The sequence below is a fragment of the Leifsonia virtsii genome (assembly GCF_030433675.1).
Taxonomy (GTDB): domain Bacteria; phylum Actinomycetota; class Actinomycetes; order Actinomycetales; family Microbacteriaceae; genus Leifsonia; species Leifsonia virtsii.
This window is the reverse complement of record NZ_JAROCB010000005.1, coordinates 279232-296719: the sequence shown is the minus strand read 5'-3', so window position 1 is coordinate 296719 and position 17488 is coordinate 279232. Positions and strand designations below refer to the sequence as shown.

Genomic DNA, 17488 nt, shown 5'->3' with positions numbered 1-17488 from the left:
GGATGTCGCGGCCCATGGCTTCGGCACCTACGCGCCAGCGCCCGCGCGTCGCGGCGATTCGTGACGAATGGGCGCTATTCGTCACGAAGCGCGGCGATTCGCCACGAATCGTCGCCAGGACCGAGCGGCGAAATCGGCGGCAATTCCGTCGAACCGCTTCGACTTGTATTTGGGCGCGAAGAGGCGCTACGGTGATCGAACCGGTTCGACAACGACGATGGACGAGAAGGAGGAGGCGCCGTGGCGATCACCATCACGGATGTGGCCCGCCACGCGGGCGTGTCCCCCAGCACCGTCTCGTACGCCCTCTCCGGCAAGCGGTCCATCTCGCCGTCGACCCGGGCGCGCATCGACGAGGCCATCGCCGCCCTCGGGTTCACCGCGAACGCCGGCGCCCGCGCCCTCGCCACGTCGCAGACGATGGTCATCGGCCTGCTCACGCAGTTCCATCAGGACGAGTTCGCGCCCGCCATGCTGCAGTACGTCCTTCCCGTCTCCGACACCGCCCGCGAGCTCGGCTACGACATCCTGCTGGTCACCGAGGTGGACGCCACGGCAGCCCTGCGCCGCGTCACCAGCGCAGGGATGGTCGACGGCGTCGTGCTGCTCGATGTGATCCACGAGGACCCACGGCTCGACACGCTCCGTGCCGCCCCGCAGCCCGGCGCGCTCGTCGGGCTCCCCCGCCACACCGAGGGTCTCGACGTCTTCGACCTCGACTTCGGCGAGTCGGCGCGCATCCTGATCGACCACCTGTACGGGCTCGGTCACCGCGAGATCGTCGTCGTCTCGCCCCCGCGCCACGTGTTCGACCGCGGCGGCGCGTACGGCTGGCGCTTCCGGGATGCGGCCCTCGAACGCGGCGCGCGCTACGGGCTGCAGATCCACACCTACTACGGCGAGTCGCAGCAACCGGCGATCGGGCGCAGCATCAACGCCATCCTGGACGCACGCCCCGACGCCACGGCGCTGGTCGTGCACAACGACGCCACCATCGCGGCGCTGCCGTCGGTGCTCGCGCGACGCGGCACCCGCGTCCCCGAGGACCTCTCGGTGGTCAGCCTCTACTCGAAGGACTTCGGGCGCACGTTCTCGCTGCCGTACACGGCTGTCGAGAGCTCGCCCGATCAGCTGGGCCAGCAAGCGGTCCGGCAGCTGGTGCGACGGATCACGTCCCCGGAGCTCGCGGGAGCCCCGGTCACGCGGTTCATCGCACCGGAACTCACGATCCGCGGAAGCACACGATAGACCCGGACCAGACGCAGCAGCAGACGGCTCCGCGGACCCACACCCAGCAATGCACGATTCAAGGAGGAATACTGTGATCGCAACAAAGCGCGTGCGCCTCATCGGCGCCGCCATGCTCGCGGCCGCCGTCATCGGCGGAGTGTCCGCGTGCTCCGGCTCCGGCGGGGGCTCCGGCTCCGGCAGCAGCGCCGGCGGAACCTACACGTTCTGGGACCCGTACCCCCAGTTCGACGCCTCGGCCGACTGGACCAAGCTGGTCGAGCAGTGCGGCACCAAGGCGGGCGTCACCGTCAAGCGCACCGGCTACGACACCAGCGACCTGACCAACAAGGCGCTCCTGGCCGGCCAGCAGGGCAGCTCGCCCGACCTGCTGCTCGTCGACAACCCGGTCGTCTCCACGCTGGCGGAGGCCGGCATCCTGACCACGACGAGTGAGAACAAGCTCGACACCTCGGACATCCAGAAGAACATCCTGGCCGCCGGGGAGCTCGACGGGAAGACGTACGGCGTCCCGATCGGCGCGAACACGCTGGCCCTGTACTACAACAAGGCCGTGCTGAGCGCCGCAGGGGTGGATGTCGCCTCCATCAAGGACTGGAACAGCCTCACCGACGCCCTCGCCAAGGTGAAGGCCGCGGGCAAGAAGGGCATCACCTTCTCGGCCATCGGCACGGAGGAGGGCAGCTTCCAGTTCCTGCCGTGGTTCTGGGGTTCCGGAGCCGACCTGAAGAAGCTGGACTCCGACAAGGCCGTGCAGGCGCTGTCGCTCTGGACGGACTGGGTCAAGCAGGGCTACGCGCCGAACTCGGTCATCAACAACACCCAGACCACCTCGTGGCAGGAGTTCGCGACCGGCGACTTCGCGTTCGGCGAGAACGGCACCTGGCAGCTCGGGAACGTGAAGAAGGCCGGCATCGACTACGGCATCCTGAACATCCCCGGCATCGACGGCGGGTCCGCACCGGCACCGACCGGCGGCGAGTTCATGACCATCCCGGTGCAGAAGGACACCGCGCGTTACGCCACGTCGAAGAAGATCGCCGACTGCCTCACCAGCACCGAGAGCTTCGTGAAGACCGACACCACCCTCTCCTACATCGCGCCGACCACGGCCGCGCAGAAGGAGCAGGTGGCCGCCAACCCGGAGCTCGCGCCCTGGGTCGACGCCGTCGCCGCCGCGAAGGGCCGCACCAGCGACAACCTCGGCACGAAGTACCCGAAGATCTCCCAGCAGCTGTGGGGCGCGGTGCAGAACGCACTGAGCGGTTCGCAGTCGCCGGCGGACGCGCTGAAGGCCGCACAGTCGGCCGCGGCCGCCGCAACGAAGTAACCCGCGCGACACCTGAAGGCACACCGATGACAACCATTCAGACAGCACCGCGCGGCTCTGTCGGAGACCACGGCGGGGTGGCGTCGAACGCCGCCCCGCCGGCTCCCCGGCGCCGCCGGCGCTCCGGCCAGTGGGCGGCCTGGGCGTTCCTGGCACCCGTGGTGATCTACCTCGTGGTGTTCTACGCCTTCCCGCTCTACCGCAACATCGAGCTGAGCGTGCGCGACTACACGGTGCGCTCGTTCGTCATGGGCGACGCCCCGTTCGTCGGCTTCGACAACTACATCAAGGTGTTCCAGAGCCCGACCTTCGGGCCGGCGCTGCTGCACACGGCCCTGTTCACGATCATCTCGATCGTGTTCCAGTTCACGATCGGGATGGCGCTGGCGGTGTTCTTCCGCCAGAACTTCCGCCTCTCCGCCACGCTGCGCGCCCTGTTCCTCGTGCCGTGGCTGCTGCCGCTGATCGTGTCCGCCTCCACCTGGTCGTGGATGCTGAACAGCGACTCCGGCGTGGTCAACGCAGCCCTGGAGGCGTTCGGCCTCCCTGGCATCAACTGGCTGACCTCGCCCGACTGGGCGCTGACCAGCGTGATCATCGCGAACATCTGGATCGGCATCCCGTTCAACCTGGTCATCATCTACTCGGGGCTGCAGAACATCCCCTCCGACCTGTACGAGGCAGCGGCGCTGGATGGCGCGAACGGCTGGCAGATCTTCTGGCGCATCACCTTCCCGCTGCTGCGGCCGGTCTCCGCGATCACGCTGCTGCTCGGCCTGATCTACACGCTGAAGGTCTTCGACATCATCTGGATCATGACCCGCGGCGGGCCCGGCATCGCCTCGACGACGTTCGCCACCTGGTCGTACCAGCTCGGGTTCGCGTCGACGCTGCCCGACTTCAGCCCGGCGGCCGCGGTCGGCAACGTGCTGATCGTGATCGCGCTGGTGTTCGGCTTCATCTACATCCGCACGCAGCGAAAGCAGGACATCGCATGAACCGCCGGCGCTCCTGGTGGAAGACGCTCGTGGGCGTCGTCCTGACCCTCATCATGCTGTTCCCCGTCTACTGGATGATCAACGTCTCGCTGACGCCGACCTCCGAGATGCGGAAGAGCCCGCCGAACCTGTTCCCCATCCACGCGACCTTCGAGGGATATCAGGCGGTGCTCAGCCAGCAGCTGCCGTACCTCGGCACGAGCCTGCTGGTCGGCATCGGCACGGTGATCCTCACGGTCGCCCTGTCGGCCCCGGCCGCGTACTCGCTCGCGAAGCTGCGGCCGCGCGGGCGCGGCGCCCTCAACTTCGTGCTGCTGATCGCGCAGATGATCCCCGGGATCATCATGGCGATGGGGTTCTACGCGATCTACCTGAACCTGGGCATCCTGAACACCCTCTGGGGTCTGATCATCGCCGACTCCACCCTGGCGGTGCCGTTCGGCGTGCTGATCTTCTCGGCGTTCATGGCCGGCATCCCGGACGAGCTGATGAGTGCAGCCAAGATCGACGGGGCCGGTGCCTGGCGCACCTTCCAGTCGATCGTGCTGCCGGTCAGCCGCAACGCGGTGGTGACGGTGTCGCTGTTCGCGTTCCTGTGGGCGTGGTCCGACTTCATCTTCTCGTCGACGCTGAACAGCGGCGGGACGCTGCAGACCATCACTCTGGGCATCTACAAGTACATCGGCAACAACAACCAGGAGTGGAACGCGATCATGGCGACGGCTGTGGTCGCCTCGATCCCGGCCGCCGTGCTTCTCGTGCTCGCGCAGCGCTACGTCGCCGCCGGTGTGACCGCGGGGGCGGTGAAGGACTGAGATGGGAGCTGAGCACGCCTTCTCGTTCGACATCGCCGAGATCCCGTTCTCGCGCCGCGGCGCCTGGATGGACCTCTCCCGGGTCGTCGGCCTGCACCGCACCGTGGACGACATCCACCTGGTCACCCACACCGGCGGGATGCATGCCGTGTTCCGCCTGCTCCCGGTGCTCGATGGCAGCGTGGTGGGCGCGGAGGTGCGGGCCACGCCGTCCGTCCTCTCCTGGAGCGTCGGCGAGCGCACGGTGCAGGCCGCGTTCGAGGACGGCCAGGGGGTCCGCTTCCGGGGGGACGGACTGGGCCTGCGCTTCGAGGCCGGCGACGAGCTGACGCCTTTCACGGGCGGCTACCTGTTCACCGATCCGGTCGACGGCTCCGTCACGCTGACGAGCTACGAGTCGGGCAGGCGCTACCGGCTCACGACCCTCACCGGGTCGCCCACGGTCGTGGGCGATCAGAGGCTCGGCCGCGGCGACCGGTTCGTGGAGTTCGGCGGCGATCAAGACGAGTGGGAGGCGGTGCTCGAGGAGATCGGCACGGCGGCCGCACCGTTCGTCGCGACCGGGACCTTCGCCGTGCTCGCCCGGCGGAGGGAGGCGGAGTTCGCGGAGTACAGCGGACGCATGGCCGGATGGGAAGCCGGCGCCGCCGCGGTCAAGGCCGCCTACGTCATGTGGTCCGCCACCGTCTCGCCCGCCGGGTTCGTCGGCCGCGAGGCCGTGCTGATGTCGAAGCACTGGATGGACAAGGTGTGGAGCTGGGACCACTGCTTCAACGCGATCGCGCTCGCGCCGGCCGACCCGGATGCCGCGCTCGATCAGTTCCTGCTGCCGTTCGACCACCAGGACCCCTCCGGTGCACTCCCGGATTCGGTCACTCACTCGGAGGTACTCTACAACTTCGTCAAGCCGCCCATCCACGGCTGGGCCTTTGCACAGCTGCGGGAGCGCTCGCCACGGGCGTTCACCGAGGAGGAGCGCAGGGTGGTCCACGACCGCCTGGCCGCCTGGACGCGGTTCTGGCTCGACCACCGGCGCCGCCCCGGGCACCGGCTGCCGTACTACCAGCACGGCAACGACAGCGGCTGGGACAACTCCACTGCATTCGACCGCGGAGGGGTGGTGGAGGCGCCGGATCTGGCCGCGTTCCTCATCCTGCAGCTGCGCGAGCTCAGCCTGCTGGCGGAGAGTCTCGGCCTGCCGACGGAGGAGTGGGAGACCGCGCGGCACGACCTCACCGACGCCCTGTTCGACGAGCTGTGGACCGGCGACGGCTTCGTCGCGCGCTCCGTGCGGACGGGCGAGGCCGTGCCCTCGCGCAGCCTGCTCACCACCCTGCCGATCGTGCTGGGCGAGCTGCTCCCCGGCGACGTCGCGGAGGCGCTGGCCCGGCGGATCGAGGGTCACCTCACCGAGTGGGGGCCCGCGACGGAGCCGGTCGACTCGCCTGAGTACGAGGATGACGGCTACTGGCGCGGCCCGGTGTGGGCCCCGTCCACCGCGCTGATGGAGGACGGTCTGCGCCGGTCCGGGCACGGCGCGCTGGCCGATCGCGTGAGCGAGCGCTTCCGGGCCGTCTGCGAACGGTCCGGTTTCGCCGAGAACTTCGACGCGCGCACGGGCGCAGGCCTGCGCGACCGCGCCTACAGCTGGACGGCGAGCGTCTACCTGGCGCTCGCCGCCGATGCGGGCCGCCGGGCCGAGCCGGCCGCCGCACCCGCGGCCCTGACAGGAGAACGATGACCGACACCACCCCGCGGACCCGCATCGGCGGCCCCGTGATGCCCTCGCACGCCCGGCTGCGACCGCTCGGGCCGGAGGAGCTCCGCATCGTCGGCGGCTTCTGGGGTGAGAAGCAGGAGCTGAACGCCTCCACGATCATCGGGCACTGCCTGACCTGGATGGAGCGGATCGGCTGGATCGGCAACTTCGACCGGGCGGCGGCGGGCACCGTCGCCGAGCACCACGACGGCATCGAGTTCGTCGATTCGGAGGTCTACAAGCTGCTGGAGACGATGGCCTGGGAGCTGGGCCGCTCGGCGGACCCGCAGCTGGAGCAGACCTACCTCTCGCTCGTCGATCGGGTGGCTGCGGCGCAGGAGCCGGACGGCTACCTGCACACATCCTTCGGCCGCCCGGGGCAGCGTCCCCGTTTCTTCGACCTCGAGTGGGGGCACGAGCTGTACTGTTTCGGGCACCTGTTCCAGGCCGCGGTCGCGCGGTTCCGCACCGGCCACGACGACACCATCGTGGCGGTGGCGCGACGGCTCGCGGACCACGTCTACGAGGTGTTCGGGCCGGACGGCCGCGACGCGGTGTGCGGGCATCCGGAGATCGAGACCGCCCTCGCCGAACTCGGCCGGGCCCTCGACGAGCCGCGTTACCTCGAACTCGCCCGGCTGTTCGTGGAGCGTCGCGGCCGCCGGAGCCTCAAGACCACGTTGTTCCAGGGCAGCGAGTACTTCCTCGACGACCGGCCCGTACGCGCGGCCGACCACCTGCGCGGCCACGCGGTGCGCGCGATGTACCTGGCGGCGGGCGCGGTGGATGTGGCGACCGAGTTCGGCGACGCCGAGCTGCTGAATGCGGTCGAACGGCAGTGGGAGAGCACGGTCGCGCGGCGCACCTACCTCACCGGCGGCGTTGGAGCGCACCACCAGAACGAGGAGTTCGGGTCGGACTACGAGCTCCCGCCGGACCGCGCCTACGCCGAGACGTGCGCGGCGATCGGGTCCGTCATGCTGAGCTGGCGGCTGCTGCTGCAGACCGGCGACAGCAAGTACGCCGACCTGATCGAGCGGACGCTGCTCAACGCAGTGCTCGTCTCCCCGCGCGAGGACGGGCGCGCCTTCTACTACGCGAACACCCTGCACCAGCGGGTCCGCGGAACGGTCCCCGCGGAGGACGAGCTGAGCGAGCGAGCGGAGTCGAGCCTCCGGGCGCCGTGGTTCGAGGTGTCGTGCTGCCCGACGAACGTCGCCCGGACACTCGCCAGCGTCGCGTCCTACGTCGCCACCGCGAGCGAGCACGGCATCCAGGTGCACCAGTTCGCGGACGCGGAGCTGACGACCACGACCGGCGACGGCGTCGCGGTGTCGCTGCGGATGCGGGCGGGCGGGTACCCGTTCGACGGCTCGATCGTGCTGGAGGCCGAGTCGGGCGCCGAGACGGAGCTCGCGGTCCGCATCCCCGCCTGGGCCGAGGGCGCTCGCGTCTCGTACGCGGGCGCGCCGGTGGAGGTGCGGGACGGCTATGCGCGGATCGTCGACGAGTTCCGGCCGGAGGAGCCCGTGCGGGTCGAGCTGCCGATGCTCCCGCGGTTCGCCTACCCGGCGCCCGCGATCGACGCGCTCCGCGGCACCGTGGCGGTCGAGCGCGGACCGCTCGTGCTGTGCGCCGAGTCCACTGGGCTGCCCTCCGGCACCGACGTGGATGCGGTCCTCCTCGCCGACGACCGCCCTCTCGTGGCCACGCCGACCGGCGCCGAGGTGACCGTGCGGCTGCGCCCGCAGGCGCATCCCGGCTGGCCCTACGGATCGCAGCCGGCGGCGCCGGGCGCAGAGGAGGAGCGACCGCTCCGGCTGGAGCCGTACTTCCGCTGGGCGAACCACGGGCCCAGCACCATGCGCGTGTTCCTCCCTCGCGCGGGAGGCTGACAGCCACCTGGCCGCCACCGAAGTCATCGGCGGTGGCGGCCAGGTCCTCGATCGGTCGGGAGATCCGCTGGTGCAGCGCCCGCGCCGATCCGCGCCCGGGCTACTCGGTCGTCCGGCGGCGACGGACAGCCGCCAACGTGACCGCCGCAACACCGATGAGGAGCGCGAGCGCACCGCCCGCGATCGCCGGCCCGGCGATGGTCGAGCCGGTGCTCGCCAGCGGGTCGCCCGTTCCGCCCGCGCTCGCTGCGTCGGACGTGCCGGAACCGCTGCCGGTCCCGGCCACCGCGGCCGCCAGGGAGAGGTCGTCCCAGCCGATCAGAGCGCCGGAGGCGTCGGCGAGCGCCAGCTTGTGCGCCCCGAGAGCCGCATCCGCAGGGATGGTGACCGTGATCGCCCGGTTCGTCACCGTCGAGGTCCCCAGGGTCCGCGGGCTGGAGAACAGCAGCGCCGTCACCGTCTGACCGTCATACGCCGAGGTCGGCAGTGTCACGGTGACCTTCGCGCCGGGTGCAATGGTGTCGGGCGACGCGGTGACGCCGTTGCGGGTGGCATCGGTGAGGTCCGCCTCGGTGATCGGCGCCGGCCCGGTGACGACCGGCGTCGTGAGGGTGGAGGTGCACGTCGCGCACGTGATCCCGAGCGTCGCTCCGGTGGCGGTGGCCGTCAGGGTCCCGCCTGACGAGGCCGCCTTCACCGTGGCCGAGAACGTCGTCGTCGCGGTGTCGCCGAGCGCCGTGTCCGGCACCGTCCACTGGAGTGTGGAGCCGCTCGCGACCAGATCGGCCGGGAGCGTCGCGAGGTCGGCGTCGTCGACCAGGTCGGCCGCATCCACCCGGACGATACCGCCGGTGAGCGGCACCTGCCCGGTGTTGGCGAGCGACAGCGTGTAGTCGACCGTGTCGCCCGGGTGCACCGAGCCGGTCGCCGGAGCGGAGGCCAGCGTCAGCGTCGAGGTGGCCGGCCACGCGGGCTTGTCGGCGTCGAACAGCCAGTCCTGGAAGAAGGCGGTCAGGTCCCTGCCGGAGAGCTCCTCGGCGAGCGCGATGAAGTCGTGCGTATCGCGGCTCTGCCCGGCGTACCGTGTTGTCCAGGTCTTCATCACGTCGTCGAACACGGCGGGCGTGATCGCCTGGCGCAGGGCCTCCAGCGTCATCGCGCCCCGCGAGTAGACCTGCCAGTCGAAGAGGTCGGCCGGGTCGGTCATCCCCGCAGGAGGGATGGTCCACCGGGAGTTGCTCGCGGCCGTCGAGTTCCACAGGTTGAAGTACGTGGTGGCGGTCGAGTTGGCCGACGTCCCGTGGTCGTACGCATACTGCGTCGGGATGAACGTGGCAGGTCCTTCGTTCAGCCAGATGCTGTTCCAGTCGCCCGGGGTGACGGAGTCGCCGAACCACTGGTGCGCGAGCTCATGGATGAACGTGGACTGGCTCACGGACCGCTCGAAGTACGGCCTGTCCTGGGTCTCGAGCGCGTATCCCAGGCTCGTGATGTCGACGACGAAGCCGGTGCTGTCGCCCGGGTATGGTCCGTAGTGCGCTTCCAGGTAGTTCAGGATCTCGGGAAGCGCGGCACGACGGGCCTGGATGGTCGTCTGATTCGCCGTCGTGACGGCGGGGTCGACGAATGTCCACTCGTGGATGGTGCGGCCGCTCGAGAGCGCAATGTCCGACTCATAGGTCAGGTACTTGCCGTAGGAGATCATCGCGAGCTCGGTGGCCATCGGCTTGTTCTGCTGCCAGTGCCACGTGGTGCGGCTGCCGTCGCCGACCGGCGTCGCCGTCACCAGCTGCCCGTTGCTGACGGCGGCGGCCGGTGCCCCTCCGACGGTGTTCGGCGCGGTGATGGAGATGTCGTAGGTGGCCTTGTCCGCCGGGGTGTTGTTGCTGGGCAGCCACGTCATGGTCCCAACCGGCTGGCCGAGGGCGGTGAAGCCGTCGCTGGTGAGCACCCAGCCCTCGCTGGAGCCGTCCGGGTCGACGTGCGTGACCGGCGACCCCGAGTAGGCGACCTGAACGGTGAACGCCCCCGACACGGGTGAAACCGGCACGATGTTCAGCTTGTAGGACGAGGTGGCCGGGTCGCTGCTCCGGTCGAAGCTCGCCGCCGGGACGCCGTTCACCTGCACGGCGCCGACCGTGAGACCTTCCAGGTCGAGCGAGAACGACGAGAGCTCCTGCGTCGCCGTCGCGCTGATCGTGGTCGTCGCGTCGATGGTCTTGTCGTCGTTGTAGGCGATGGCGACGTCGTAGTGGGTCACGTCGTAGCCCCCGTTGCCGATTCCCGCGAAGAGCGTGTCGCCGATGGTCGGCGCGCCGGGTGCCGGCGCGGCGGCCGCCGGCGCGGCGATCGGCAGCTGGATGGCCGCGACGATCGCCGCCGTGGCGGCCACGGCGGCGAGGCGTCGGCCGATGGGTGGATGGTGGTGTCTCCCCGAACGCATGGATCCTCCTGGGTGGTCTCTCTGGTGAGTCTTCAGACCCTATCCACCGCGTGTTTCCGGCATGCGTCGAGGTTCGGCGGGAACGTCGTTGTCGGCCCGCCACCGAAATCTTCGGCGGTGGCGGCCACGTCGCTTCACGTTCGTCACGCCCGCTCGGGCTACGCCTGCGCGGCGATCCGCTCCAGTGCTCGCTCCATCCCGTCGGCGAGCACCCGTGCCGGGGGCAGGTGCGACGCGTCGGTCTGGATGCTGACCCGGAAGCGCCCGGCGTAGGACACGGCGAGCGCGCCGACGCGGACGTTGCCGGAGAGCAGCGCGAGCGGCCACGCAGCGATGAGCTCCGCACCGGCCAGCCGCAGCGTCTCCGGAGGTCCGGTGAGCTCGGACGCGATGGCGCCGACCGCGCGCTGGCTCCGCGCGAAGTGCATCAGCATCCGGGCCGCGCGCGGGTTGCTCATCAGACGGTACGTGCCGACCGCGCGGGCGCGGGCCTTCTCGGAGCGGGTGAGGGACGCGACGCGCGCGACGCTCCCCGCGATGTCGGCGTCGGCGTCGGAGCCCGCGACGGGGATCGGGATCAGCATCACGCCCGTGGCGTTCCCCTCTCCCGCCCGGCGCGCGAGCCGCACAGGGCTCGACACCGGGACTGAGTCCGGCGGGGTCTCGCCCGCCGCCGTGAGCATCGCGCGCATCCCGTGCCCGAACGCGGCGAGGAACGCATCGCCGACGGTGCCGCCGAGCCGGTGGGCGCCGTCGTGCAGGCGCTCCAGGTCGACGTCGAGGAAGGCGACGTCGCGGGTCGGCCCGAGCGGTCCGAGCAGCACGCCGGAGCGGACGCTGCGCCGGAAGACGGCGGCCGTCTGCACGGCGAGGTCGCCCCAGCGGCGGAGGAGCGGACGGCGTGCGGCGGGCGCAGGCTCGGAGGGCCTAGCGCCGGCGGCCTCCTCGCCCGGCGCCTCGTCGGAGAGCGCTGCGACCAGGGCCTCGGCCCCGAGCCCGTCGGCGACGGCGTGGTGCAGCCGGAACAGCATCCCGCAGCGGTCGCCGTCGGCGTGCGGCACGAGCAGCAGCTCCCAGAGCGGCCGGCCGGGATCGACCGGCGTCATCACGACGCGCGCGCAGGTGCGCTCGAAAGACATGGAGGCGTCGATCACGCGGATGTGGTGGGCGAGGTCCGGGACGGCCGCACGCCACATCCACTCTCCCCCGGTCTCGACGGGCACGCGGTGCAGGGCTGGCACCCGCGCGATGCGCGGGGCGAGAACCTCGCGCAGCGCGGCCGGATCGGGACGGCCGTCCGCATCCACGACGCCCCCGGGCGCGAGCAGTCCGGCCAGCGTCACAACGTTCGGCTGGCCGCGCTCGAGCGCCAGGTTCGCCGCGTCGACCGCCGCCATCGGCGTCGCATCCGCCGCCCTTGCCTCCATGCGCCGACCCTAGGCCGGGCACATCGGCCGCGTCGGGCCGAAGGTCCCTGCGCCGCGAGCGCGGTGTCAGCGGCCTCCGACCACGCTGCCCACAGCCGGATCCGGCATCCCGGCGACAGCGTCGAGCACGACCCGTCCATCCCGCACCGAGATGCTCCGCGGATCTGCGATCCCGCCGACGAAAGAGCCATCCGGCGCTGAGTTCCGGAAGGCCAGGAACATCGGCCGACCTGTCTGCCTATCGTGGATGACGCGTCCGACATAGAGATCGTGCTCGGTCAGCTGCTCGGCCAGTCGCGGATCCCACCGACCCTCCGCGTCTGCCATGACAGCCCACACGCCTCCGGTGGTCCCGGTGACTCGTCGCTCCTCGGCGAGGTCCGCGGCAAGACAGGAGAAGAAGAGCACGTGCTCACCGTCGATCTCAGCGGTGTTCAGCACCTCGAGCTGGCCGAACCCGGCACCGGGGCTGCTCAACGGCGGCTGAAGCTCCCAGTTCTCGAGGTCGCCGGAGAGAGCCGTCGCGATGACGCCGCGATCGTCCGGCCGGCCATGGTTCGAGCGCGCGGTGATCAGCATGCGCCACGCGCCGGCGCGCTCATCCCGGTAGACCCAGGGGTCGCGGAAGGCCTCGTCGTGCCAGTGCCCGTCGGCGAGACGCTCATACCAGCGCGAGTCCGCGGTCAGGATCGGGTTGCGCTCGCTCTTGGTCCACTCGTACAGGTCGGGCGACGTCGCCACACCGATGCTCTGCACGTTCCCGTGGCCGGTGAGCACAGTGCCGGTGTAGAACATGCGCCACAGCCCGTCGTCGGCGCGGACCACGCTGCCGGTCCAGGTCGCGAGCTCGTCGAAGGCGGGCGCGTCGCTTCGCACGAGGGCGTCCACGACCCGGGTCCAGTTCACGAGGTCGTCGGAGATCGCGTGCCCGATCGATGCACGGTAGTGACGGGCGTCCGGATCCTTCAGCGCCTTGGACGCGTACAGGAAGAACAGGTGGTACCGGTCGCCGTCGTCGGCCAGCCAGAAGTCCCAGACGTAGCTTTCGGGGAGAGAGAACACGGATCAGCCTTTCAGGCCCTGCGAGGCGATGGAGTTGACGAACGAGCGCTGGAACGCGACGAAGAGCGCGAGCACCGGGACGGTGATGATGCTGGCGTAGGCCATGATCTGGCCCCACGACGTGTTGAGCTGCTTGAAGTAGTCGATGCCGACCATCGCCGGCCGGACGGCCTCGCTCTGTGTGACCATCAGCGGCCACAGGTACTGGTTCCACGCGGGCAGGAAGGTCAGGATCGCGACCGTCGCCACCGCCGGGCCGGCGAGCGGCATGATGATGCTCCGGTAGATGCGGAACCAGCCGGCGCCGTCGACTCGCGCCGCCTCGTCCAGCTCCTTCGGGATGGAATCGAAGTACTGGTAGAAGAGGAAGATCGAGAACGCGTTCGCGATGAAGGGGACGATCTGCACGGTGTAGGTGTCGAGCCAGCCCTGAACGATCTGAGTGCCGTCGAAGTACGGCAGCTGGTTGACCTCCCACAGCAACGGCAGGGCCATCACCTCGAACGGCACGATCAGGGTCGCCAGGATCACCCCCAGAGCGATCCGACCGCCCGGGATGCGCATCCGCGAGAGGGCGAAGGCGGCCAGCGAGTTCACGACCAGCCCGAGGCCGACGGTGAGGACCGAGATCAGGATGGAGTTGAACAGGAACTGCGCGAACGGGACCCGGTCGAACACTCCGAGATAGTTGTCGAAGCTGAGGTTCCCGACCGGCAGGAAGGCCTGGATGCCGTCGAGGTCGCCGAAGATCTGCGCATCCGGCTTGAAGCTGGAGACGATCATGAAGACCAGCGGCAGGCCGAACACGAGCGCGAGGACGATCTTCAGGGCGAGGGTCAGCGCGGGTCGCCAGATCGGGCGACGGCGCCGGTCCGGTTCGATCGCGTGCGGGGTGTCGATGTCCGCGACGTCGCGGATCGTATCCGTCATCGGCGGGCCTCCTTGTCTCGGGTGAGGAATCTCTGGATCAGGGTGACCACGAGCACGAGCACGAAGAAGACCAGCGAGATGGCCGAGGCATAGCCGGTCTGCTGCTGCTGGAATCCACTGCGCACCGCCTGGAAGACCAGCGTGGTCGTGGAGTTCAGCGGACCGCCCTGGGTCATGATCTGCACCTGGGTGAAGAGCCCGAATGCGGCGATGGTGATCGTGATCAGGATGAACGTGCGTGTGGCTCGAAGACTGGGCCAGGTGACATGGGCGAACTGCTGCCAGCGGGTGGCCCCGTCCAGCGACGCTGCCTCGTACAGCTCGGCGGGGACCGTCTGCAGCCCCGCCAGCCAGATGATCATGTGGAAGCCCATCGCCTGCCAGGCCGACATCAGGATGATCGCGAGCAGCGCCCAGTGCGGGTCGCCGAGCCAGTCGGGCCCCTGGATGCCGACCTTCGACAGCAGCACGTTGATCAGGCCGTCCTTCTGGTACATGAACAGCCACAGCATCGAGACGACGACGATCGAGGTCACCACCGGCAGGAAGAAGACCGTGCGGAAGAACGTGGTCCCGCGCGTCCTGGTGTTGACCAGGAGTGCGAGCACCAGCGCTAGGGCGGACTGGAAGGGCACGATCACGACGGTGAAGACGATGGTGTTGCGCAGCGACGCCCAGAACGTGTCGTCCGTGAACAGGGCCGCGAAGTTGTCCATGCCGACGAACCGCGCGGGCTCCGGCGAGATCAGCCGGGCGTTGGTGAAGGCGAGCCCGAAGGTGAGACCGATCGGGACGAGCAGGAAGGTGAGGATCAGCACGGCCGCGGGCAGGAGCATGGCCCAGCCGACCGCGGCCTCCTTCCGTCCACCGACCACACGGGTCCTCGCCCGCTTGGTGGTGGTGAGGGCGCCGTCGGTTCGTGACGGCGCCGTCTTCGTGATGGTGCTCATGGTGACGTCCTTGTCCGTCGAGGGACCGGCCGGGGCGAGAGGGAGCCGCGCCCCGGCCGGCCGGTCGGCTACTTGAAGTAGTTGTTCGACTTCTGGTTGGCGTCGATGTCCTTGACCGCCTGGTCGAGGGTCGATTTCGGGTCGGCGCCGTTGATGATGTCCTGCGCCGCCTTGGTGAACGTGGTGGCGATGAAGGGGTAGCCCGGGGTCACGGGCCGGACCTCGGCGAACTTCTTGGAGAACTCGCGGAAGATCGCGTTGTCGCCCCCCGGTCCGTATCCGGGGACCATCGCGGCCGCGGCCTCGGTGGTCGGGATGGTGCCGGTCGCCTTGGCGACCTGAGCCACGTACTTGTCGGCGGCGGCGAACTTCATGTAGGCCGCGGCCCCGGCCTGGTCGGAGCAGGTCTTGGAGACGCCCCACTGCCAGGAGGCGCCGCCGATCTTCGGGCCCCTCCCGAGGTCGACGGAGGGGAGGAAGAGAGCGTCGTCCTTGAACTGGGCGCGCACCTGCTCGGCCGCCCAGCCGCCGTCGTAGAGGATGCCGGTCTTGCCGTTCACGAAATCGGCGACCGGGTCGGAGCCGCTCTTGGCGGAGATGTCGCCATTCGTCACGAGGCCGCGGAACCACTTCGCCCAGGCGATCGCGTCCGGCCCGTTCAGGACGCCGTCGGCCGTCTTGTAGCCGTCGCGATCGATGAGGTCGCCTCCAGCGCTCTGCAGGAGCGGCGAGTACGCGTAGGGCCACCACTCGCCGGTCAACCCGGTGGCGAAGTCGGCCGGGTAGGCGAACTTGCCCGATGCCTTCAGCTTGTCGAGGGCGTCCTGGAACTCCGACTTGGTCCACGGCTGGTCGATCGTGGGGATGCGGATGCCCGCCTCCTTCAGCGTCGACGTGCGGGACATCATCGTGAGCGCCACGTCGTAGAACCCGTACGAGTAGGTCTTGCCGTCGTACTTCCCCACCGTCGACGGGAGGAACTTCGACAGCGTGGAGTCCATCCCCGTCAGCGGTGCGAGGTAGCCCGCCCATGCCCAGTTCGGAACGTTCGGTCCGTCGATGTCGAGGATGCACGGCAGCTTCTTCGACGCCGCCGCCGCGGTCACGGACTGGTTGTACGAGTCCTGCGGGAACGCCTGGACCTTGACCTTGTACTTCGACTGCGACGCATTGAAGTCGGCCACGATCTTCTCGATCGCCCCCAGCTCCGCTTTGTTGCCCGCGTTGTGCGTCCACATGACGAGCTGGCCGCCGGACGTGCCGGTGCCGCCCGTGCCGCCGCCTTTGGCGCAGCCAGTCAGGGTGAGCGCCGCGGTCGCCGCGACGACGGCCGTGGCGATGAGGGCCCGGCGGGTTGTCTTCCTCACGATGGTGATCCTCCATTGGATGTGTGATCGTCGTCCGGCTCGGTGCGAGTTCGGAGCTGAACGCGTTTACCATCGGGCTAAACGCGTTTAGCAACGTCAAGATAGCAATAGGATGAGGCGAGCGCAACCAGAGCCGCGGATCGGCTGCTTGAATGGTGCGGGGATCGAAGGAGGTCGGCATGGCGGACAGGGTGACCATCGCCGACGTCGCCGCGAAGGCCGGCCTCTCGAAGTCGGCCGTCAGCCTCATCCTGAACGACCGCCCCGGCACTCGACTTTCCCCCGAGACTGCGGAGCGCGTCCGCCGGATCGCGGAAGAGCTCAACTACCGGCCCAACCCCGCCGCACGCACGCTCTTCTTCGGCAAGGCGCCGATGATCGGGTTCGTCTCGGACGACGTCACCCTCACCCGGTATGCCTCCGCGATGATCCGCGGCCTCCTGGATGTGGCGGAGGACCGCGAGCATACGGTGCTGATCGCAGAGACGGGGCACCACCCGGAACGCCTCGGCGGCGTGCTGGACGCGATGGTCGACCGCCGCGCCGCGGGCCTGGTGTTCGGTTCGATGGCGGCCCGGCAGGTGGAGCTGCCCCCTCTGCCCGACGACATCCCCGTCGTGATGCTGAACGCCACGACGACCACCGACTACCCGGTCGTGCTGCCCGACGAACGGGCGGCCGGCGCTGCGATGGCCCAGCTGCTGATCGACGCCGGCCACCGGCGGATCGGCCTGATCGGCCGCATCTCGCCCGAGATCCTTCCCCCGGAGGAGTCCGTGACGATCCTGGACCGATTCGCCGGCATCGACGGCGTTCTCGCCGAGAACGACATCGAACTCGTCGCCGATCTGCACGAGCGGCATTGGGAGCCGGAAGCGGGTTACCGCATGGCCCGCGAGCTGATCGAGGACGGTCTCGGGATCACCGGCCTGATCTGCCTCAACGACAACCTCGCCTTCGGCGTGTACCAGGCGTTCCAGGAGGCCGGAGTCCGCATCCCCGACGACGTGTCGATCGTCTCCTTCGACGACGACGTCCTCGCGTCGATCCTCCGGCCGGCGCTCTCCACGGCCCGCATCCCGTACGAGCAGATGGGTCGGAAGGCCATGGAGCTCGCTCTCGCCGGAGACACGACTCCGGCGCGCCACCTCATCCCGATGCCGGTCGTGCAGCGCCAGTCGGTGAAAGCAGTGGCACCCCGCGCCTGATGCTGTGCAGCCTGCACAGAATCACGCTCGATTCGGGCGGAACGCACATTCCCCCG

The 17488-nt window shown here is 69.6% G+C and carries 13 protein-coding genes; 7 read left to right on the top strand and 6 right to left on the bottom strand.

What is annotated here, in order from left to right; all coding sequences use genetic code 11:
* Positions 1–240: 240 nt before the first annotated feature.
* From P5G59_RS18365 to P5G59_RS18340, 6 genes are all read left to right on the top strand, one after another.
* Positions 241–1248 carry a LacI family DNA-binding transcriptional regulator gene (locus tag P5G59_RS18365; RefSeq protein WP_301220464.1) on the top strand — a complete coding sequence of 336 codons (1008 nt, stop codon included), beginning with the start codon at positions 241–243 and terminating at the stop codon, positions 1246–1248.
* Positions 1249–1321: 73 nt separating this feature from the next.
* Positions 1322–2578 (top strand): sugar ABC transporter substrate-binding protein, encoded by a 1257-nt coding sequence (locus P5G59_RS18360; protein ID WP_301220463.1) that lies wholly within the window; start codon positions 1322–1324, stop codon positions 2576–2578.
* Between the two features lie 26 nt (positions 2579–2604).
* Positions 2605–3576: a carbohydrate ABC transporter permease gene (locus P5G59_RS18355; RefSeq protein WP_301220462.1), complete on the top strand. Its 972-nt coding sequence runs from the start codon at positions 2605–2607 to the stop codon at positions 3574–3576.
* On the top strand, positions 3573–4391 hold the full coding sequence (locus tag P5G59_RS18350; protein ID WP_301220461.1) for a carbohydrate ABC transporter permease: 819 nt from the start codon (positions 3573–3575) through the stop codon (positions 4389–4391). Before P5G59_RS18355 ends, P5G59_RS18350 begins: the two co-directional genes overlap by 4 nt.
* A 1-nt stretch (position 4392) precedes the next feature.
* Positions 4393–6132, top strand: a complete 1740-nt coding sequence (locus P5G59_RS18345; RefSeq protein ID WP_301220460.1) for an amylo-alpha-1,6-glucosidase — start codon at positions 4393–4395, stop codon at positions 6130–6132.
* Complete coding sequence (locus tag P5G59_RS18340) at positions 6129–8045, top strand: glycoside hydrolase family 127 protein (protein WP_301220459.1); 1917 nt, start codon at positions 6129–6131, stop codon at positions 8043–8045. The genes P5G59_RS18345 and P5G59_RS18340 overlap by 4 nt, the downstream gene beginning before the upstream one ends.
* 100 nt (positions 8046–8145) lie before the next feature.
* Here the strand turns inward: P5G59_RS18340 and P5G59_RS18335 are convergent, their stop codons facing one another.
* The 6 genes from P5G59_RS18335 to P5G59_RS18310 all read right to left on the bottom strand — a co-directional run bounded on the left by P5G59_RS18335 (position 8146) and on the right by P5G59_RS18310 (position 16224).
* A complete protein-coding gene (locus tag P5G59_RS18335) occupies positions 8146–10488 on the bottom strand; it encodes a M1 family metallopeptidase (protein ID WP_301220458.1) in 2343 nt (780 codons plus the stop codon).
* A 158-nt stretch (positions 10489–10646) separates the two neighbouring features.
* Positions 10647–11915, bottom strand: coding sequence for a wax ester/triacylglycerol synthase domain-containing protein (locus P5G59_RS18330; RefSeq protein WP_301220457.1), 1269 nt, complete (start codon positions 11913–11915; stop codon positions 10647–10649).
* Between the two features lie 66 nt (positions 11916–11981).
* Positions 11982–12977, bottom strand: coding sequence for a glycoside hydrolase family protein (locus P5G59_RS18325; protein WP_301220456.1), 996 nt, complete (start codon positions 12975–12977; stop codon positions 11982–11984).
* Between the two features lie 3 nt (positions 12978–12980).
* Positions 12981–13907, bottom strand: a complete 927-nt coding sequence (locus P5G59_RS18320) for a carbohydrate ABC transporter permease (RefSeq protein ID WP_301220455.1) — start codon at positions 13905–13907, stop codon at positions 12981–12983.
* Positions 13904–14857, bottom strand: a complete 954-nt coding sequence (locus P5G59_RS18315) for a carbohydrate ABC transporter permease (RefSeq protein WP_301220454.1) — start codon at positions 14855–14857, stop codon at positions 13904–13906. Before P5G59_RS18315 ends, P5G59_RS18320 begins: the two co-directional genes overlap by 4 nt.
* Before the next feature lie 68 nt (positions 14858–14925).
* The gene (locus tag P5G59_RS18310) at positions 14926–16224 is read right to left on the bottom strand and encodes an ABC transporter substrate-binding protein (RefSeq protein ID WP_301220453.1); all 1299 of its coding nucleotides are present in this window, start codon (positions 16222–16224) and stop codon (positions 14926–14928) included.
* A gap of 179 nt (positions 16225–16403) precedes the next feature.
* On the opposite strand from P5G59_RS18310, the gene P5G59_RS18305 reads away from it, so the two are divergent.
* A complete protein-coding gene (locus P5G59_RS18305; RefSeq protein WP_301220452.1) occupies positions 16404–17432 on the top strand; it encodes a LacI family DNA-binding transcriptional regulator in 1029 nt (342 codons plus the stop codon).
* The last annotated feature ends 56 nt before the right edge of the window (positions 17433–17488 follow it).